The following is a 19,172-nucleotide window of genomic DNA, read 5'->3' as shown; positions in this document are numbered from 1 at the left end:
CGGGGCAAGCCCGCTCCCACAGTGACCGCGCTGCGATACCTGTGGGAGCGGGCTTGCCCCGCGAAGAGGCCGGTACAGGTTAAAGCCGATCAGCCTTCCAGCTCGGCCCAGCGCTCTACCAGCGCATCCAGCTCACCCTGTAGCTTCTCGATCTTCGCAAGCACTGCCGAAGTTTCCGCAATCGGCCGCTGATAGAAGCCCGCCGCATTCACTTCTTCCTGGGCCTCAGCCATACGCTGCTCAACTTCGTCGATCTGCCCTGGCAGCATCTCCAGCTCACGCTGCAGCTTGTAGCTGAGCTTCTTCTTCGACGCCTCTTCCGCCACCGGCGCAGCAACAGGCGCGGGCTTGTCCTCGACTTTTTCCACCACTGCGCTGTTGAGTTCGGACTTGCCGCCCTTGCTCTCGGTCACGCCCAGCAGCTTTGGCGAGCCCCCCTGGCGAATCCAGTCCTCGTAGCCGCCCACGTACTCACGCACCTTGCCCTCGCCTTCGAACACCAGCGTGCTGGTGACGACGTTGTCGAGGAAGGCCCGGTCGTGGCTGACCATCAGCACGGTGCCCTTGTAGTTGGACAGCACTTCCTCGAGCAGCTCGAGGGTTTCCACGTCCAGGTCGTTGGTCGGTTCGTCGAGTACCAGCAGGTTGGCCGGCTTGCTGAACAGCTTTGCCAGCAGCAGGCGGGCACGCTCGCCACCCGACAGTGCCTTGACCGGCGTGCGGGCACGCTGAGGGCTGAACAGGAAGTCGCCCAGGTAGCTCAGCACGTGGCGGTTCTGGCCGTCGATCTCGATAAAATCACGGCCTTCGGCCAGGTTGTCGATCACGGTCTTTTCCAGCTCGAGCTGGTGGCGCATCTGGTCGAAGTAGGCCACTTCCAGCTTGGTGCCACGCTCGACCTTGCCCGAAGTGGGCTCCAGGCCGCCGAGCATCAGCTTGAGCAGGGTGGTCTTGCCGGTGCCGTTGGCCCCCAGCAGGCCGATCCGATCCTGACGCTGCAAGACCATGGAAAAGTCTTTGACCAGCATCGGCCCGTCGGCGTGATGGAAGCTGACGTTTTCCAGCACCATCACCTGCTTGCCGGATTTTTCCGCCGCCTCGATCTGGATGTTGGCCTTGCCCTGGCGCTCGCGGCGCTCGCCACGCTCCACACGCAAGGCTTTCAATGCCCGCACACGCCCTTCGTTCCGGGTGCGGCGTGCCTTGATGCCTTGGCGAATCCACACTTCTTCCTGAGCCAGGCGCTTGTCGAACAGCGCATTGGCAGTTTCTTCGGCGGCCAGTGCGGCCTCCTTGTGCACCAGGAAGCTGGCGTAGTCACCGTTCCAGTCAATCAGGCCGCCGCGGTCCAGTTCAAGGATGCGGGTGGCCAGGTTCTGCAGGAAGGACCGGTCGTGGGTGATGAACAACACCGCGCCGTTGAAACTGCGCAGGGCCTCTTCGAGCCAGGCAATCGCACCGATGTCCAGGTGGTTGGTCGGCTCGTCGAGCAGCAGCAGGTCGGGCTCGGACACCAGCGCCTGGGCCAGCAGCACACGGCGGCGCCAGCCACCGGACAGCTCGGCCAGGGTCTTGTCGGCCGGCAACTGCAGGCGGCTCAGGGTGCTCTCCACCACTTGTTGCAGGCGCCAGCCATCACGAGCTTCCAGCTCGTGCTGGACGTGCATGAGTTTTTCCAGGTCTTCGTCGTTCTGGATATTCATGCTCAGGTGGTGGAACTGCGCCAGCAGCTCGCCGACGCCATCCAGGCCTGCGGCCACCACATCGAACACCGTGCGCTCGTCGGCCACCGGCAGTTCCTGCGGCAGCTCGCCGATCTTCAGGCCCGGGGCACGCCAGACTTCACCGTCGTCACCCTTCTGCTCGCCCTTGACCAGGCGCAGCATGCTGGATTTGCCAGTACCGTTGCGGCCGATGATGCACACCCGCTCACCACGAGCGATCTGCCAGGACACTTTGTCCAGCAGCGGCATGGCGCCGAATGCGAGGGACACATCGCTGAATTTGAGCAGGGTCATGTTGGTCTCCATAAATCGGGCGCGCATTCTACCTGACTTGGCCCTCGACGGCATCCGCTTGGCCACCCGGCGACCGCTTTGCGACATCTGGTCGAAGTTAATATCCCGATACAAGCACAGTGCTTTCACCCGCCGCCGGCAAACAGCTAAGCTAAGGGCAATCGCTTCCAACAGTGCTGGCTCCGCCGTCACTTCCCCATGGTTCTACTGCCCGGACGTATCATGCGCAGCCGCCTGTTACACATTGCATCATGCCTGCTGCTCACCGCTGCCACCTGCGCGGCGCAGGCCACCGACCTCACCCAGCAACGCCAGTACTACGACGAGGCCAAGCGTGCGCTGGCCAAGGGCGACAAAGGCCCGTACTTGCGCTATGCGCAAGCCCTGAGCGACTACCCGCTCACACCGTACCTGGCCTACGACGAGCTTACCGCCCGCCTCAAAAGCGCCAGCAACCAGGAGATCGAAGGCTTTCTCGCCAAGCATGGCGACCTGCCCCAGGCCAACTGGATGAAACTGCGCTGGCTACGCTGGCTGGCCGAACGCGGCGAATGGGATACTTTCGTCAAATACTACGACCCAAAACTCAACTTCACCGAACTGGACTGCCTCAATGGCCAGTATCAGCTCAGCCATGGCCTGCGCGCCGAGGGCTACGCCACAGCCGACAAACTGTGGAACGTCGGCAAGTCCCAGCCTGCCGCCTGCGACACGCTGTTCGGCATGTGGGCGGCGGAAGGCCAACTGACCGAGGCCAAACGCTGGGAACGCACCAAGCTGGCGGCCCAGGCCCGCAACTACGCCCTGGCCAACAACCTGGTCAAGACGCTGACCACGCTCGGCCCGCAGGGGCGCCTGCTGGTCGATGTGGCGCAGAAGCCTGAGCTGCTCGGCCAGCCGTCGCGCTTTACCCCGGCCAACGACGCCATGTCCGACGTCGTCAGCCTCGGCCTGCGCCGTCTTGCACGGCAAGACCCGGACCGGGCCATGGCACTGCTCGACGATTACGCCCAGCGCATGCACTTTTCCCGCGATGAGAAGGTTGCCATCGCCCGCGAGATCGGCCTGACCCTGGCACGTCGCTACGACCCGCGCGCGCTCGACCTGATGACCCGCTACGACCCCGAGCTTCGCGACAACACCGTCAGCGAATGGCGCCTGCGCCTGCTGCTGCGCCTGGGCCGCTGGGAAGACGCCTACGAGCTGACCAAGCGCCTGCCCCAGGACCTGGCCAGCAGCAGCCGGTGGAAATACTGGCAGGCACGCAGCCTGGAACTGGCCCAGCCGAACAACCCGCAGATCCCCCTGCTGTACAAGACCGTGGCACGTGAGCGGGACTTCTACGGCTTCCTCGCCGCCGACCGGGCACAGACGCCGTACCAGTTGAACAACAAGCCGTTGTTGCTGAGCCCGCAACTGGTCAAGAAGGTCCGCAACACACCCGGCATTCAGCGTGCCCTGGAGTTCCACGCCCGCGGCCAGATCGTGGAGGGCCGTCGCGAGTGGTACCACGTCAGCCGCCACTTCACCCGCGACGAAATGGTTGCCCAGGCTCGCTTGGGCTATGAGCTGCGTTGGTACTTCCCGGCCATCCGCACGATCAGCCAGGCGCAATACTGGGACGACCTGGACATCCGTTTCCCGATGGCCCATCGCGACACCCTGGTGCGCGAAGCCAAAGTCCGCGGCCTGCATTCGAGTTGGGTATTCGCCATCACCCGCCAAGAGAGCGCATTCATGGAGGATGCGCGCTCGCCGGTGGGCGCCAGCGGCCTGATGCAGCTTATGCCGGCCACCGCCAAAGAAACCGCCCGCAAGTTCAGCATCCCGCTGGCATCACCGGCGCAGGTGCTGAACCCGGACAAGAATATCCAGCTGGGTGCGGCCTACCTGAGCCAGGTGCACGGCCAGTTCAACGGCAACCGGGTGCTGGCCTCGGCGGCCTACAACGCCGGGCCCGGGCGCGTTCGGCAGTGGCTGAAAGGCGCCAAACACCTGAGCTTCGATGTGTGGGTGGAATCGATCCCGTTCGACGAAACGCGCCAATATGTGCAGAACGTGCTGTCGTATTCGGTGATCTACGGGCAGAAGCTGAATTCGCCGCAGCCGCTGGTGGATTGGCATGAGCGGTATTTCGATGACATGTAAGGCCTGCTGAACCTGAACCGGCCCTATCGCCGGCAAGCCAGCGATAGGGCCGGTTCAGGCGGCACATTCACTCCAGAACTTCCACCTGCATTCCTGTTTCAAGCCACCCGCTGCCATCCACTGCCAGGTTCTGGCCAAACAGTACATCCCCCTCCTTCTCGCGAAAGGTCTTGAGCGTGACCATCGGCTCGCGGTCCGCACTGCGCTCCCCGGTTGCCGGGTCTATCGTGGTAAAGATGCACCGCACACTGGGCTTGAGCACGCGAAATTCCAGGTTGCCGATGCGGATTCGCTTCCAGCCATCCTCGGCAAATGGTTCAGCCCCCCGCACCACCAGGTTGGGTCGAAAGCGCAACATTTCCATGGGCCGGCCAATACGCCGGTTGAGCTCGTCCAGCGAGCCCTGCCCGATAAGCAGCAAGGGGAAACCGTCGGGAAACGCCGCCCGATCACTGTTGAAGCCATAACCATTGGGCAGGTAACGTGCGCGCTGCTCCGGGCAATACACCAGGCGCACGGGCTTGCCCAGCAACGCGGTCAACCAGGCGGCTGCCGCGTCGCCGGCATCCGGCACCCGCAGGGTGTCGCGCCAGATCGTCACGCCGCGCAGGGCCTCATCGGTAGCGGGCACGGGCACCCGCAACGGCACCCGCCCGGGCGCCTGCAGCAACAACCGGCCCTCGTCGTCGTCGCACGCCTGGAGCTGGCCAAGGTGCGGCCAGGCCCGCTGGGTCAGGAAGCGTCCATTTTCTTCCTCGACCACCATCCAGCGGCGGTCGCCTTGCAACCCCAGCAAACCCACCCGTGAAGCCTGCAGGCTTTGCGCCTGCCCCGACTTCACCGGGTATCGATACAACTCACTGAGAAACATCCCTGCAGCCTCGCATCATGCCAAACACCAAGCTTATACCTGGCCGGGCCAACGTTCACGCAGTGGCGGTATCCAGCAGCAGGCGTTGCTTGACCACATCGACCAGGCGGTCGGGCTGGAACTTGGACAGGAAGTTGTCGCACCCCACCTTCTTCACCATGGATTCATTGAAGCTGCCTGACAGTGAGGTATGCAGCACCACATAGAGCTGGCGCAGCCGCGCATCAATGCGGATCTCGGTGGTCAGCCGGTAGCCGTCCATTTCCGGCATTTCGGCGTCGGTAAACACCATCAGCAGCTTCTCGCACACGTCCTCACCCGCATCGGCCCAGCCCTTGAGCATGCGCAGCGCCTTCAGGCCATCGCTGGCCACATGCAGCTTCATGCCCAGCTGGGACAGGGTGTCACGCAACTGCGCCAGGGCCACACTGGAGTCGTCCACCAGCAGCACCTCGCGGCCACGGGCACGGGCCAGCACCGGGTCGGCGAGTTTATCGCCAGAGACCCGGGCGTTGTACGGCACGATCTCGGCCAGCACCTTCTCAACGTCGATCACCTCCACCAGCTTTTCATCGACCTTGGTGATGGCAGTCAGGTAGTGCTGGCGCCCGGCGCTGGCAGGCGGCGGCATGATCGACTCCCAGTTCATGTTGACGATGCGGTCGACACCGCCCACCAGGAAGGCCTGAACCGAACGGTTGTACTCGGTGACGATGATGGTGCTGTCCGGCCCCGGCTGCAGCGGGCGCATGCCGATCGCCTGGGACAGGTCGATCACCGGCAGGGTCTGGCCACGCAGGTTGACCACCCCGCAGACGAAGGCGTGGCGCTGGGGCATCAGGGTGAGCTTGGGCATTTGCAGCACCTCCTGCACCTTGAACACGTTGATCGCGAACAACTGGCGGCCGGCCAGGCGAAACATCAGAATTTCCAGGCGGTTCTCACCCACCAGTTGCGTGCGTTGGTCTACTGTGTCGAGAATGCCAGCCATTGGAAAACCCCCAGGCTTGAGTCAAAAAAGTGAAAACATCCACCCTGTATCGGCGGCTTCACGTGCACCTTGACCCTTGCGGGAAAATGCCGTGAAGGCAATTGATATCACTTTACCATCATGCTTTACTGCGGGCATTCCATGGGAATTCAGCGGGTGCTACAAAAGTTCCCCACCTTAGCCCGGCATCAGGGAAACCCTTAGCTGCAATCGGGTGTAACCTGATGTTCGCGATATCCTTTAGCCATTAATGTGACGCCATTCTCAATGCATGAATGGAGTCAGGCTTTTGCTAGCTATCGTTTCGGCGTGCCCGCCCCCTGCGCCTGCACCACGCGCGGGGACCTGATCATGGACACTGCCTTATCGTTCGATGAAGCCCTGCAGAATTACCTGCTGGATGCACAGATATTGCTGACCCAGGCTCAGGAATGCCTGCAGCATCTGGAACTGATCGACAATGATCCGGATGCCTGCCGCTGCCTGGACAGTACCCTCGATAACCTTGCCCGGCAGGCCACGCGCCTGGGCCTGCGTGAAGTCGCCCATTACACCAACGCCCTGCAACAGTTGCTCGCCCCCGCCTGTCACCGCGGTCGCCTGCAACGTGAAGCCCTGCCCGCGCTAGAGGCCTGCCTTACCTTGCTGGCCTGGCAACTGGAACTGGTCGATGCCCGTACCGGGCGGCTGAACCTGGACATCGGCGAACAACTGGTGTTGCTGAAAAACCTGGCCAAGGTCGTGCAGCAACCCATCGCGCCGTCCTGTGCTTCCTGCGACGAGCAAGGCAGCGTGTGCCTGCACTCGCACACCACTGTGGCAGCCGGCACACGCCCCGGCCGGTCGAATCCACCGTATTAACCAGACACAAAAGGCAACTAAGCCTGCTCGTTCAGGCCCCGCCAAGATCAAACTTGAATAGTTCTAAAAATGCTCGGGGGCGACGTTGAATGATTACCGCACGAGTTAAGCGACAAGTGCATAGTGCGCGATCAAAGGGTGGCACTTTGCTACCCGCCAAATGCCCCACCCGCAGGCGTTTCAAGGCGTTACCCAGCCGCGACCGATACAGTGCGAAGTGGTAATATGCGCCCCCACAAACGCTTGCAACCTGAATAAAGGTTGAACGATCACGTGTCAGAAAAGAAATCGAAAGTACTGCGCCAAAGCCTCTGAGCAGCATTGTGCAAGGCCTCCATCAGCAATACTTCAGTGGCTTCCCTACCTATGCTCCCACGCTTGAAGACTTCTTTGCGTTGCTGGTCCCGCGTTGCCCTGCTGCCTTGGGCCACGGCCGCGCTATGCGTGGCCTCGCTGGTCGCCAATCTGGTGCTCTACTTTACCCAGCAGGCAATCCCGGCCAGCCTGCTGGCTCTGCAACTGGCCGCTACGCTGGCCACTGTCGCCTATCTGGCCCTGGGCGCAAGGTCGATCAGCCTGCGCCCGGCGGAACTGGCCGAGCGTATGCTCAAGGTCCAGGAAGACGAGCGCCAGCACTTAAGCCGCGAACTGCATGACGACATCGGTCAGATGCTGACCGCTGCCAAGCTGCAACTGCAGTGGTTGCAACGGCGCATGCCAGACGAACTGCAGAGCCACTGCAACACCCTGCGCAGCACACTGGATGACACCTTGGGCAACGTGCGCGACGTGTCCGCACTGCTCAACCCTCGGCAATTGGCCAGTCTTGGCCTTGAAGCCAGCCTGCGCGCGCACCTGGTGCGCACCCTGGCCAACAGCGACGTGCACTGGAGCCTGGCGTGCAACCAACGCCTGGGCGGCATCGACGAGGCAGTGGCCATGGCGGTGTTTCGCATTACCCAGGAAGCGGTGACCAACATGCTGCGCCACGCCCAGGCAGGCAACCTGATCATCCAGCTGCAGCGCACCCCAGAGGGGCTGGCGTTGTCGATTCAGGACGATGGCTGTGGGTTCGTCCCGACGCGGCACCCCGCCGCAGCTGGCCAGCGTGGCCTGGCCGGCATGCAGGAGCGGGTCACCGCATTGCAGGGTAGCCTCGACATCACCAGCCAGCGCGGCCTTGGCACGCGTATCGAGGCAGTGTTCCCTTGGCCTGCGCGTACTCAGCAACGTGCCGGGAGTACGAACACCCATGATCTGTAGACTTTTGCTGGTAGACGACCACTCGCTGATCCGCGCCGGTGTGCGCGCACTGGTCTGCGACATTCCTGGGTATGACGTCATCGGGGAAGCAGACGACGGCAGCCAACTGCTCGACAACGTGCGCGCGCTGGCGCCCGACATCGTCTTGCTGGACATCTCCATGCGTTCGACCAGCGGCCTGGATGCACTCACCCAACTGCGGGCAAGCGGCAGTCCGTGCAAGGTACTGATCCTGTCGATGCACACTGACCCGGACCTGATCATGCGAGCTCTGGAAAGCGGCGCCCACGGCTACCTGCTCAAAGACACCAGTGCCACCGAGCTGGAACAAGCCCTTGGTGCGGTACGCAACGGCGAACGCTACCTAAGCCCGGCCATCGCCCATACGGTCATCAACCAGGCCCTACGGCACACCAAGAATGGCAAGCAAGCTGCTGGCGAGCGGCACAACCTCACTGCTCGCCAACTGGAAATCCTGCGCCTGATCGTACGCGGCAAGGCCACTCGGGAAATCGCCACTGGCCTGGGCCTGTCGATCAAGACCGTCGAAACCCACCGCTCGCAAATCATGAAGCGCCTGCAGATTCATGACGTGGCCGGGCTTGTGCTGTTCGCCGTACGCGAGAAAATCATCAGCCTGAATGACTAAGCAATGGCGACCCGGCCGGCAGGTGCAGGCGTAACGCGGCAGGCCTGGCCTGGAAGCGTAGGTTGTCGGCCTGCAAAGGCTCGCCGTCAAGGTTCATGTCCAGCCCTTGGGCACTCTTGATCTCGACCCAAGGTAACCTGGCCCGAACGAACAGGCCGTCACCCGCCAGCAGGTCACGCAGCGCCCCAACCACCTCTTGTGGCGCTGGCAGGATGGCGATGTCGAGCAAGCCGTCGTTCACCACCGCGTCGGGGCATAGCACTTGACCGCCCCCAGCCTGACGACCATTACCGATACCCAGTGCCAGCAAGCTCCCCTGCCAATGGAAGTCAGGCCCCTGCAGCTCAACAGAAGCGGCCTGCAATTCGCTGAAACGTGACAAGCCAGTGAACAGGTAGGCCGCAGCACCCAGCACTTTTTTCAGGTCTTCGGAGGTGTTGGCGGTGACCTGGCTACCAAACCCGCCCGTGGCCATGTTGAGGAACAACTGGTCGCCGGCCTGGCCCAGGTCAATGGCCTGCGCGGGCGCATTCAGCAGCGCCAGTGCCGCAGCGGGCTCCAAGGGTATGCCGGCGGCTTTGGCGAAATCGTTGGCCGTGCCCAGCGGCAACAACGCCAGGCTGGCTTCGGCGCCCGCCAGCCCCATGGCCTCGGCCACATCCCGCAAAGTGCCATCCCCACCGCCAGCGACGATATGGCTGTAGCCAGCCGTCAGCGCCTCGCCGACCAGGCGCTGCGCGTCACCTGCCTCCCAGGTGACCCGCACATCCAGCACCCAGCCTGTATCACGCAGATCCAGCACGGCGCTGCGCAGCTCTTCATTCATCGCCTGCTTGCCGTGCAGAATCAGCATTGCCTTGCGCCCTTGCATCGCGCGTCTCCGAGAAATTGACCGACCCAGATCTCGACCACACACGGCCGCGGATCGTTGCATGCCCACAAAAAAATACCGAAGCGTGCGTGGTCTTTTTCCCACACCCGACAATGCGCGCTATGCTCAGAAAATGAACATTTGACAAGTTTTTGACCTAGGCAAACAACGCCCCCTGGCAAGTCAGTCTTTTGACGCTTGTGTGTGGGGCTCCGAACCCTAGCCATGGACGCGCCCCGGCAGTGGTACTCAGCACACTGGCGATGGGCGCGTCTTTACATCCGCGGCCTTTAGCGAGGATTCCGGGTCATGCGCATTCTCTGGACACTGCCCTATCTACCCTGGCCAACCACCAGTGGCAGCAAGACCCGGCAATACCACCTGATACGCGCACTGGCGCAGAAGGGCCATCGCATTACCCTGTTGGCGCAGTCAAAAATACCCCTGAGCGACGCAGCCCGCGAAGCCTTGGAGCCACTGCTCGAACGCCTGATCGTAATACCCCGTCGGCCATTGCACAGCCCGTTGAACCTGCTGGCTTCGCCAATCATCGACTACCCCATGCGGGCCATCATCAACGGCCTTTCGCCTTGTCTGCGGCACCGTTTCGAGCAATTGCTGGACGAACCCTGGGACGTGATCCAGATCGAGCACAGCTACAGTTTTCAACCCTTCGAAAAAGCGCTGCAGGCCCGCGGGCTGCCCTACATGCTAAGCGAACACACGCTGGAGTCGGTGATGGGTGGGGCCTGCCACGACCGGCTGCCCTTGTGGCTGCGTCCTCTCAACGCCTTCGACCGCTGGCGCTACCGCCGCTGGGAACACAGGGTGCTCCGCCAGCCCACCGAACTGGTGGCAGTCAGCGCCCACGATGCCGAGCTGATCGCGCAGATCAGCGGACGGCCGGTAAACGTAGTGGTCAATGGGGTTGACTGTGATTTCTACCAGCACGTGGAACCCGCGCTACACAGCCAGCGCCTGTTGTTCGTCGGCAACTTCGAATATGGCGCCAACCTGGAGGCCATCGAGTGGGCGCTGGAGGACATCATGCCGCAGGTGTGGATGAGCAACCCGGCAGTGCGCCTGGCAATAGCCGGGCACGCCCTGCCGGCTAGCTGGAAACTGCACTGGAACGACCCGCGCATCGAATGGTTCGGCTACCGCCCTGACCTGCGTGAGTTGCAAAAACGTTCGGCACTGTTCTTCGCGCCGCTGCGCTATGCCGGCGGCTCCAAGGTAAAAATCCTCGAGGCCATGGCAGCAGGCCTGCCGGTAATCACAACCGGCAAAGGCGTATCGGGCCTGAGCGCAAACAATGGTGAGCACTACCTGGGCAGTGATGACGGCGACCAGCTGGCCCTGCTGATCACCCAACTGCTCAACCAGCCCTGGCGCATGAGCCAGTTGAGCGCTGCCGGGCGCCAGTTGGCCCGCCAGCGTCATGACTGGAGCGTAGCCGCACAGCAGCTGGAGAATGTGCACATGCGCCTGACCCAGGCAGCACCGTCAGAGGCCGCCCCACTGGGCAGTGCCTGGCTGGGCCGCTCAGCCAAGTAGCTCGCTGAAGGGAATGAACGGCACGCTGTCACCCTGTTTCAGTGTGCTGCCCTCACGCACTTCCACCAGCCCCTCGGCCCACGCCGCGCTACGCAGCACCCCGGAGCTCTGGTTCTTGTAGATACGCACCTGGCCGTGCTCGATGCGTGCACGCAGGTACTCGCGCCGGGTGCCAGGCTTGGGCCAGTCAAAGCCTGCCGGCATATCGAAGCGCAGCGGCGTGACATCCGGCACACCCTGGCGGCGCAACAGGTAAGGCCGGGTTAGCAGGCCAAAGGTGACCAAGGTCGAGGCCGGGTTACCCGGCAGGCCGATCACCGGTACGCCCTGGAAGTGGCCGAAGGTCAGTGGCTTGCCCGGCTTGATCGCCAGCTTCCACAAGGCCAGTTCGCCGGCTTCGCGCAGCGCCGCGCCCAGGTAGTCGGCCTCGCCCACCGAAACACCACCGGTAGACAAGATCAAATCAACGTCGCCCAGCGAAGCCAGGCATGCGCGGGTCAGCGCCAGGTCATCCGGCAGGATGCCTGCATCCACAACATCGCAGCCCAGCCGCTGCAGCCAGCTGACCAGCAGCCGACGATTGCTGTTGTAGATTTGCCCCGGCCCCAAGGGCAGACCAGGCTCGACCAGTTCGTCTCCCGTGGACAGCACCGCCACCCGCACCTTGCGCACCACGTCCAGGCGGCCGTGACCCAGCGTCGCCGCCAAGCCCAGTTCGATCGGCCCCAGCCGGGTACCGGCGCTCATCACCTGCTCGCCCTTGCGGGTTTCCTGGCCTTGGGGGCGAATGTTCTGATCAGCCTGCAAAGGTGCGAGAAAGCGCACCCGACCGCCGTCGACCACTTCGGTGTTTTCCTGCATTTCGACGCAGTCGGCACCTTCGGGCACAGGCGCCCCGGTGAAAATGCGCGCACAGGTGCCTGGCTGCAGCGGCTGCGGCGCATGGCCGGCGAAGATCCGCTGGCTGACCGGCAGAGGCTCGCCTTGCCAGTCGGCCTTGCGCAAGGCATAGCCGTCCATGGCACTGTTCGGCCAGGGCGGCAGGTCGAGCGAGGCCACCAGGTCGGTGGCCAGTACGCGGCCCTCGGCCTCGGCCAACGGCAGGTTCTCGATGTCACGGATTGGCGCCGTTTCGGCCAGCGCCAGCAGTTGCCCCAGGGCTTGCTCCACCGGCATCAGCGGCCGGGCCTGGCTGACCTCAGCCACGGCTGTCACAGGCCGCTGCCTGCTTCAGGTGCGCCACGAAGTTGCAGGGGCGATGGCGTGCATCGAGCTGCTCGGCCAGGATGCCATCCCAGCCCGTGCGCACCGCATTGGTAGAGCCCGGCAGGCAGCAGACCAACGTGCCGTTGGCCAGCCCGGCCAAGGCGCGCGATTGCACGGTGGAGGTGCCAATATCGGCCACGGAGATCTGCCGGAACAGCTCGCCAAAGCCATCGACCTGCTTGTCCAGCAGGCAGGCCACCGCCTCGGGCGTGCTGTCACGGCCGGTAAAGCCAGTACCGCCCGTAATCAGCACCACTTGCACGCTGTCATCGGCAATCCAGGTGGCGACCTGGGCGCGAATCTTGTACAGGTCGTCCTTGAGCAGCACACGCTCGGCCAGGTGGTGGCCCGCGGCGCTCAGGCGGTCGACGAACAGCTGGCCAGAGGTGTCGGTGTCGAAGGTACGGGTGTCGCTGACCGTCAGCACGGCGATGTTCAGCGCCACGAAGGGGGTATCTGCCTTGGCTTTCATGGGTGTCCGTCACAACAGGATGAGATGGCCGCAGTTATATCACAGCGTACCTTTTCCGGCGTTGCGCCCATCAGCCTTGCCCTGGATCAAGAGGACAGATTTGTCGCTATGCTGCACTTGCAGTGAACTTGCACTAAAGTCCTGCGTCATAAATGTCATCTAGCACCATCGCACTTGGAGAAACACGATGATCAAACGGACCCTACCCGCCTTCCTGCTCGCTCTGGGCCTGGGCGCCCTCGCTGGCTGCTCGACCCCTACCGTCATCACCCTGAACGATGGCCGGGAGATCCAGGCAACCGACAAACCGTCCTTTGACGAAGACTCCGGTTTCTACGAATTCGAGCAGCTCGACGGTAAGCGCACGCGCCTGAACAAGGACCAGATCCGCACCGTCAAAGAGCTGTGAAAAACACCTTTTTTTGCCAATGGCCCTTTAAACAACAAGGGCTTGCGGGCAAAAAACGGATGCAGTAGGATTTTGTTCATCGGAGTGTAGCGCAGCCAGGTAGCGCGTCTCGTTCGGGACGAGAAGGCCGCAGGTTCGAATCCTGTCTCTCCGACCAGATCCTTTCAAAAAGCCCGCCTTGCGCGGGCTTTTTGTTGCGCTGAAATTGTCAGGCGCTCAGGCGCGAGGTCACTTCACCCAGTTGCCCCGACAACCCATGCAGGCGTTGCCCCGCCTGCTCGGTGTACTGCACAGACGCCTGGTTGGCCGTGGCAATACGGGTGATTTCGATGAGGTTGCGCGAGATGTCTTCGGCCACGCTGGTCTGTTCTTCGGCCGCCGTGGCGATCTGCCGGTTCATGTCGCGGATCGCCTCTACCGCGAGGGTGATGCGCTGCAACATCTGCCCGGCCTGCTGCACCTGCTCGGCCCCCTCTTCGCTTCGCTGCTGGCCGCTTTCGATGGCCTTCACCGCTTCCACCGCGCCCGACTGCACCGCTTCGATGATCTGATGGATCTCGGCAATCGAGGCTGCCGTGCGCTGGGCCAGGCTGCGCACCTCATCGGCCACTACCGCAAAGCCCCGCCCGGCCTCACCAGCGCGGGCCGCTTCGATCGCCGCGTTGAGCGCCAGCAGGTTGGTCTGCTCGGCAATACCGCGGATCACTTCCAGTACTTTGCCGATACGGGTGCTGTCATGCTCCAGGTCGCGGATCACCGCTGCGGTACCGGCGATTTCGCGGTTGACCACGCCAATGATGTCGATAGTCTGCTGCATGACCTGCTCACCGGCCTGGGCACTGTGGTCGGCGTCATCCGCCGCACGGGCAGCTTCTGCAGCATGGCGGGCAACTTCCTGAGCGGTGGCAGACATCTCGTGCATGGCCGTGGCCACCTGGTCGGTACGCTGGAACTGGTCATGGGTGCCGCGGGCCATGTCGCCGGCAATGCTGCGCAACTGGCCGCTGGCACCTTCCAGCTCCTGGGCATTGTCCTTCAGCCGGCCGACGGTGTCGGCGAGGAAGTCGCGCAGGGTATTGGCGGCCCGCGCCAGGCGCCCCAGTTCATCCTCCCGGCGGCTGTCCACCCGGGCGGCAAAACGGCCCTGGCTCAGCTGCGCAACATACTCGATCAGCTGGCGGATCGGCTCGATCAGGCTGCGGTTCACCAGCCACAGGCTGAGCAGCCCCACCGTCACCGCCGAGGCCAGCATCACCAGCAGGCCCAGCCATACCGTGCGCTCGGCGCTGGCGCTGATACTGGCCGCGCGCTGGCGGGCATCGGCACGCAATTGCTCGACCAGTTCGCTCATCTGCTCACTGGCTGCGCGATCCACGCCCTTGACCGCCCGATCGCCGGCGACCGGGTCGCCACCCGCGGCGACGAAGGCCTGACGGCCCTGCGCATAGGCCTGGCCCAACTGTCGGTGGCTATCACGCAATTGCTGCAACGGCGCCTTGAGCCTGGCGTCGCTGCTGTCGATCAATTGCCCGAGCAGTTGCTGCACCTGTTGCTCGCGCGCCTGAAACTGCTGCCAGTACTTGTCCAGCTCAGCCGGCTGACGCCCGCGCAGCAGCACGTTCTTCCATTCCTGCACCTGGATCTTGAACTGCAGGTTGGCTTCGTCAATCAGTTGCGAGGCCCGAAGCGGCCCGTCGACCAACTCAGCATAACCGCGCACGCTGGACGACAAAAACTGGAAACACACCAGTGCGATCAGCAGCATCGCCACCAGGCTACCGCCAAGCAGCGAGAGAATTTGCACTCTGAGGGATTTACGCAACATCGTGGATCTCGAAACCGGAAGGAAAGGAATGGCGCGCATCCGCAACACCAGGTAAGACATTCCATGTCCTTGTTGGCAGGCCAAAAAAAAGCTGCCATCAAGCAATGGCAGCCAGGTCGAGCACTTACGCAACAGTTGAGCCAGATACTCTCAGGCAATTGCTACAAAATTGTTACAAGCTTACGACGCGTTAGCCGCTTGTGAATTGCAAGGCCGCCAGCCGCGCATACAGTGGGCTTTCCTCGATCAACTGGCGGTGGGTGCCCACCGCCACCACCCGCCCCTTGTCGATGACCGCGATGCGCTCGGCGTGCTGCACCGTGGCCAGGCGATGGGCGATCACCAGCGTGGTACGCCCGGCCATCAGGCTGGGCAATGCCTGCTGGATCAGGTGCTCGCTCTGCGCATCGAGCGCGCTGGTGGCCTCATCCAGCAACAGGATCGGTGCATCGACCAGCAACGCACGGGCAATCGCCAGGCGCTGGCGCTGGCCACCGGAAAGGCCGATGCCGCCCTCGCCCAAGGGCGTCTGGTAGCCTTGCGGCAGCTGCCGGATAAATTCGTCGGCATAGGCGCCATGCGCCGCTGCTTCGACCTCCGCCAGGGTCGCCTCGGGCCGGCCATAACGGATATTGGCCTCCACCGTGCCACGAAACAGTGAGGGGTTTTGCGCCACCAGGGCAAACTGCCGTCGCAATTGGTCGGGATCCAGCTCGGTAACCGGCAGCCCATCGAGCAGGATGCACCCTTGCTGGGGGTCGTAGAAGCGCAGCAACAAATCGAACAGGGTCGACTTGCCCGCCCCCGAAGGGCCAACCAAGGCCACGGTCTGCCCAGGCTCGATGACCAGGCTCAGGCCATCGACAGCCGCCACCGAGGGCCGTGACGGGTAAGCGAATACCAACTGCTGCAGCTCGATATGTCCGCTGGCCCGCTGCTGCGGTAGCGCCTGCGCCACGGTGGGTGGCAGGATCGCGCTGCGCGCCGCCAACAGTTCGGCGATACGCTCGGCCGCACCCGCCGCACGTTGCAGCTCGCCGATCACCTCACTCAGGGTGCCGAACGCGCTACCGACGATCAGGCTGTAGAACACAAAAGCCGCCAGCTCGCCTGCGGAAATACGCCCGGCAATTACATCCATGCCGCCGACCCACAGCATCACCCCCACCGCCCCCAACACCAGCACGATCACCAAGGTAATCAGCCAGGCACGCTGGGCAATCCGCTTGCGGGCGACGCCAAATGCGGCTTCGACCGTGTCGGCGAAACGCTCGCGGTCATGTGCCTGGTGGTTGTAGGCCTGTACTGTCTTGATCTGCCCCAAGGTCTCGGCCACGTAGCTGCCCACATCGGCCACCCGGTCCAGGCTCTGGCGCGACAGGCTGCGCACCCGCCGGCCGAACAACAGGATCGGTGCCAGCACCAGCGGCAGGGCCACCACCACGATGCTGGTGAGCTTGGGGTTGGTGATGAACAGCAGCACCACACCGCCAATGACCATTAGCGCGTTACGCAGGAACATCGACAACGAGGAGCCGATGACCGATTGCAGCAAGGTGGTGTCGGAGGTCAGTCGCGACTGGATCTCGGAGCTGCGGTTGTCTTCAAAAAAACCGGGGTGCAGGCCGATCAGGTGGTCGAACACGGCACGGCGGATATCGGCCACGCAGCGCTCGCCAATCCACGACACCAGGTAGAAACGACTGAAGGTGCCCACTGCCAGGGCCAGCACAAGCAGCAGGAACAGCCCGATGGTCTGGTTGAGTTGGTGCGCGGAGCGGGTCATGAAGCCCTGGTCTACCAGCAGGCGGATGCCCTGGCCCATGGACAGGGTGATGGCGGCAGTGACCACCAGGGCCAACAAGGCCAGTAGCACCTGGCGGCGGTACGGACGGACGAACTGCCAAGCCAGGCGCAAGGCACGGCGTTGGCGAGGAGAAACCGATTCTGGCATGGCAGCGACCACAATGGCGGGGAAACCGCAGACTATCATTCATCCGGGTCGATGGAGTGTACGCAGGTTGCTATAACGCATTGGTCTAAACAGATCATGGAGCTTTCACAGGGTTTCTGTTGGACTGTTGCTGCCGTGACACAGAAGCTGTCACAGGCCAGTCACGGCGCAGGGCTACCCTGACCTTGAACCTGAAGAGGAGACAGTGCATGAGCTTGCAGCATGGCAATGACAACCAGAAGCCCCAGACCATCCCGCAATCACAGGCGTGCGGTTCGATCATCGACGGCAAGGGGCGCGAAGTGCCTATCACCGAGCAGATGATCCAGCAGGCCTGCAAGGCTCTGGAAGAAAGCCGGGTCGAGCGCGTACGCAAAGGTTAATCGGCGGATTTTTTGCAACCCGGCGCATGCGCCGGGTTTTTATTGCCTGACAGCCGGTGTACGCCGCGCCTACAGGGGACTGCAAAAACCTGGGGAATTGCCAACTTGTCAGACCAACTCAGCCCCCAAGGCACTGACCAGCTGCGCCAACTGCGGCGACTCCCCACGCAAGCGCACCGCCAGCCCTTCGATCTCGCGCCGAGGCGGGTACTGTTTGCGCAACTGGTCGAACGCCGCACGCTGCTGCTGCGGGTCATCACTCAGGCTGCGACGGAAGTCGGCATCGTCGCGTCGTGGGTCGTACACGGCGCGGCACAGGGTCGCCAATGCCCAAGCCGGGTCAGTGCTGGCATCCAGCTCGATCTGCGCCAGCGGCGGTCGGGGCAGCAAGTCTGCCAGCTGCACCTGCTCATGCACCCCCAGGAAACGGCACAGCGCCTGGTAGATCTGCGCCGTGCCACGCTGGCGGCCGTCGAGGCTGTAGCCGGCAATGTGCGGCGAGGCCAAGGTGCACAGGTCGGCCAATTGCAGGTCGACCTGTGGCTCGCCCTCCCACACATCCAGCACCGCATGCACATCTTCACGGTCCAGCAGCAGCTCGCGCAAGGCGGCGTTGTCCACCACCGGGCCTCGGCTGGCATTGATCAGCCAGGCACCCGGGCGCAACTGCGCGAGCTGCGCCTGGCCCAACAGGTGCCAGGTCGGGTGCTCGCCACCGCGCTGCAACGGGGTATGCAGGCTGATCACATCGCACTGTTGCACAATGGTTTCCAGGCTAACGTAGTTGCCGCCCTCGGCGGCCTGGCGCAACGGGTCGCACACCAGCACCTTCCACCCCAGGCCGTGCAGCACCCGCACCAGGCGGCCACCCACCTCACCCGCACCCACTACCCCGTACACGCGTTCGGGCAGTGCTGCTCCATCCAGCTCGGCCAGGGTCAGCAGGCTGCCTAGCACGTAATCGACCACACCGCGGGCATTGCAGCCCGGCGCACTGCTCCAGCGAATGCCGGCTTGGGCAAAGTAGTCCAGGTCCAGGTGATCGGTGCCGATGGTGCAGGTGCCGACAAACCGTACACGGCTGCCTTCGAGCAACTGGCGGTCGACCTTGGTTACCGAGCGCACCAGCAGGATATCGGCGTCCTTGACGCTGGCGGCATCGAGGCTTCGGCCGGGGTAACGGCGGATTTCACCGAAACCCTGGAAGAAGGCATCGAGCAGCGGGATGTTCTCGTCGGCAACTATCAGCATGGCGCTCTCCTGTCTGGGGAACGCAGTGTAGGCGCAACGTCGGGCGTGTTCCAGAGCGCTTCAGTCGGCTTTCTTGCGGATCCAGTACAAGAAAGTACCGGCGTCCTCTTGCTGTTGCAGCAGTTCGTGGCCGAGGAAGTTGCAGAACTTGGGAATGTCGCGGCGGGTCGACGGGTCGGTGGCGATGACCTTCAGCAGGCCGCCAGCGGCCAGGCCACGCACGTGCTGGTGCAGCATCATCACCGGTTCCGGGCAGTTCAGGCCGGTTGCATCGAGGATGGCGTCGGGGGTGAAATCGGTCATGGGGGGCTCCGAAAATGATCGCCATTGTCGCGCATAGCGCGACGCGGTCCAAGCACCGCTTGAGAAATGCCCAGCTGCGC

Annotated in this window: 17 protein-coding genes, 1 tRNA gene and 1 pseudogene; 8 read left to right on the top strand and 11 right to left on the bottom strand. The window is 63.3% G+C overall.

Features of this window, described 5'->3' with window-relative positions; all coding sequences use genetic code 11:
- Positions 1 to 89: 89 nt before the first annotated feature.
- Positions 90 to 2,018 carry an ATP-binding cassette domain-containing protein gene (locus ACK1VC_RS17160; protein ID WP_016485635.1) on the bottom strand — a complete coding sequence of 643 codons (1,929 nt, stop codon included), beginning with the start codon at positions 2,016 to 2,018 and terminating at the stop codon, positions 90 to 92.
- 222 nt (positions 2,019 to 2,240) lie between these two features.
- Between ACK1VC_RS17160 and ACK1VC_RS17155 the strand changes: the two genes are divergently transcribed.
- Positions 2,241 to 4,166, top strand: a complete 1,926-nt coding sequence (locus ACK1VC_RS17155; protein WP_016485634.1) for a transglycosylase SLT domain-containing protein — start codon at positions 2,241 to 2,243, stop codon at positions 4,164 to 4,166.
- 67 nt (positions 4,167 to 4,233) lie between these two features.
- Here ACK1VC_RS17155 and ACK1VC_RS17150 read toward each other — a convergent pair whose 3' ends face one another.
- Positions 4,234 to 5,037 carry an MOSC domain-containing protein gene (locus ACK1VC_RS17150; RefSeq protein WP_191087433.1) on the bottom strand — a complete coding sequence of 268 codons (804 nt, stop codon included), beginning with the start codon at positions 5,035 to 5,037 and terminating at the stop codon, positions 4,234 to 4,236.
- 55 nt (positions 5,038 to 5,092) lie between these two features.
- Positions 5,093 to 6,028 carry a chemotaxis protein gene (locus tag ACK1VC_RS17145; protein ID WP_191087432.1) on the bottom strand — a complete coding sequence of 312 codons (936 nt, stop codon included), beginning with the start codon at positions 6,026 to 6,028 and terminating at the stop codon, positions 5,093 to 5,095.
- 351 nt (positions 6,029 to 6,379) lie between these two features.
- On the opposite strand from ACK1VC_RS17145, the gene ACK1VC_RS17140 reads away from it, so the two are divergent.
- The 3 genes from ACK1VC_RS17140 (at position 6,380) to ACK1VC_RS17130 (ending at position 8,801) form a co-directional block, all read left to right on the top strand.
- Entirely contained in the window at positions 6,380 to 6,889 is a 510-nt protein-coding gene (locus ACK1VC_RS17140) for a hypothetical protein (RefSeq protein ID WP_024717340.1), read from the top strand.
- 366 nt (positions 6,890 to 7,255) lie between these two features.
- Positions 7,256 to 8,152, top strand: a complete 897-nt coding sequence (locus ACK1VC_RS17135; RefSeq protein ID WP_016485630.1) for a sensor histidine kinase — start codon at positions 7,256 to 7,258, stop codon at positions 8,150 to 8,152.
- Entirely contained in the window at positions 8,142 to 8,801 is a 660-nt protein-coding gene (locus tag ACK1VC_RS17130; RefSeq protein WP_449117998.1) for a response regulator, read from the top strand. Before ACK1VC_RS17135 ends, ACK1VC_RS17130 begins: the two co-directional genes overlap by 11 nt.
- Here the strand turns inward: ACK1VC_RS17130 and yegS are convergent.
- Positions 8,785 to 9,672, bottom strand: coding sequence for a lipid kinase YegS (yegS, locus tag ACK1VC_RS17125; RefSeq protein WP_449117997.1), 888 nt, complete (start codon positions 9,670 to 9,672; stop codon positions 8,785 to 8,787). The genes ACK1VC_RS17130 and yegS overlap by 17 nt on opposite strands.
- A gap of 309 nt (positions 9,673 to 9,981) precedes the next feature.
- Between yegS and ACK1VC_RS17120 the strand changes: the two genes are divergently transcribed.
- Positions 9,982 to 11,229, top strand: coding sequence for a glycosyltransferase family 4 protein (locus ACK1VC_RS17120; protein WP_016485627.1), 1,248 nt, complete (start codon positions 9,982 to 9,984; stop codon positions 11,227 to 11,229).
- Here the strand turns inward: ACK1VC_RS17120 and ACK1VC_RS17115 are convergent.
- Positions 11,218 to 12,444, bottom strand: a complete 1,227-nt coding sequence (locus ACK1VC_RS17115) for a molybdopterin molybdotransferase MoeA (RefSeq protein ID WP_023048916.1) — start codon at positions 12,442 to 12,444, stop codon at positions 11,218 to 11,220. The genes ACK1VC_RS17120 and ACK1VC_RS17115 overlap by 12 nt on opposite strands.
- Positions 12,428 to 12,967, bottom strand: coding sequence for a molybdenum cofactor biosynthesis protein B (gene moaB, locus ACK1VC_RS17110; protein WP_016485625.1), 540 nt, complete (start codon positions 12,965 to 12,967; stop codon positions 12,428 to 12,430). Before moaB ends, ACK1VC_RS17115 begins: the two co-directional genes overlap by 17 nt.
- Positions 12,968 to 13,154: 187 nt before the next feature.
- Here moaB and ACK1VC_RS17105 point away from each other — a divergent pair, with 187 nt between their 5' ends.
- Together ACK1VC_RS17105 and ACK1VC_RS17100 are read left to right on the top strand one after the other, a co-directional pair.
- Positions 13,155 to 13,376, top strand: coding sequence for a YgdI/YgdR family lipoprotein (locus ACK1VC_RS17105; protein WP_016485624.1), 222 nt, complete (start codon positions 13,155 to 13,157; stop codon positions 13,374 to 13,376).
- Between the two features lie 80 nt (positions 13,377 to 13,456).
- Positions 13,457 to 13,533: transfer RNA gene (locus ACK1VC_RS17100), tRNA-Pro, on the top strand.
- A 51-nt stretch (positions 13,534 to 13,584) separates the two neighbouring features.
- Here ACK1VC_RS17100 and ACK1VC_RS17095 read toward each other — a convergent pair.
- The 3 genes and pseudogenes from ACK1VC_RS17095 to ACK1VC_RS17085 form a co-directional block, all read right to left on the bottom strand.
- The gene (locus ACK1VC_RS17095) at positions 13,585 to 14,289 is read right to left on the bottom strand and encodes a methyl-accepting chemotaxis protein (RefSeq protein WP_371855230.1); all 705 of its coding nucleotides are present in this window, start codon (positions 14,287 to 14,289) and stop codon (positions 13,585 to 13,587) included.
- Positions 14,290 to 14,517: 228 nt separating this feature from the next.
- Positions 14,518 to 14,628 (bottom strand): annotated as a pseudogene (locus ACK1VC_RS17090) (hypothetical protein); the annotation flags it as partial.
- Between the two features lie 763 nt (positions 14,629 to 15,391).
- A complete protein-coding gene (locus ACK1VC_RS17085) occupies positions 15,392 to 17,155 on the bottom strand; it encodes an ABC transporter transmembrane domain-containing protein (protein ID WP_024717342.1) in 1,764 nt (587 codons plus the stop codon).
- 209 nt (positions 17,156 to 17,364) lie between these two features.
- Here ACK1VC_RS17085 and ACK1VC_RS17080 point away from each other — a divergent pair, with 209 nt between their 5' ends.
- On the top strand, positions 17,365 to 17,538 hold the full coding sequence (locus ACK1VC_RS17080; RefSeq protein ID WP_016485621.1) for a PA1571 family protein: 174 nt from the start codon (positions 17,365 to 17,367) through the stop codon (positions 17,536 to 17,538).
- A gap of 108 nt (positions 17,539 to 17,646) precedes the next feature.
- Here ACK1VC_RS17080 and pdxB read toward each other — a convergent pair whose 3' ends face one another.
- Together pdxB and tusA are read right to left on the bottom strand one after the other, a co-directional pair.
- Positions 17,647 to 18,789 (bottom strand): 4-phosphoerythronate dehydrogenase PdxB, encoded by a 1,143-nt coding sequence (gene pdxB, locus ACK1VC_RS17075; RefSeq protein ID WP_023048914.1) that lies wholly within the window; start codon positions 18,787 to 18,789, stop codon positions 17,647 to 17,649.
- Positions 18,790 to 18,849: 60 nt separating this feature from the next.
- Positions 18,850 to 19,092 carry a sulfurtransferase TusA gene (gene tusA / locus ACK1VC_RS17070; protein WP_016485619.1) on the bottom strand — a complete coding sequence of 81 codons (243 nt, stop codon included), beginning with the start codon at positions 19,090 to 19,092 and terminating at the stop codon, positions 18,850 to 18,852.
- Positions 19,093 to 19,172 lie beyond the last annotated feature (80 nt).

The sequence above is a fragment of the Pseudomonas sp. XP2 genome, assembly GCF_053557975.1.
Note: the sequence above shows the minus strand (reverse complement) of the source record. Positions and strands in the feature narration are given on the sequence as shown.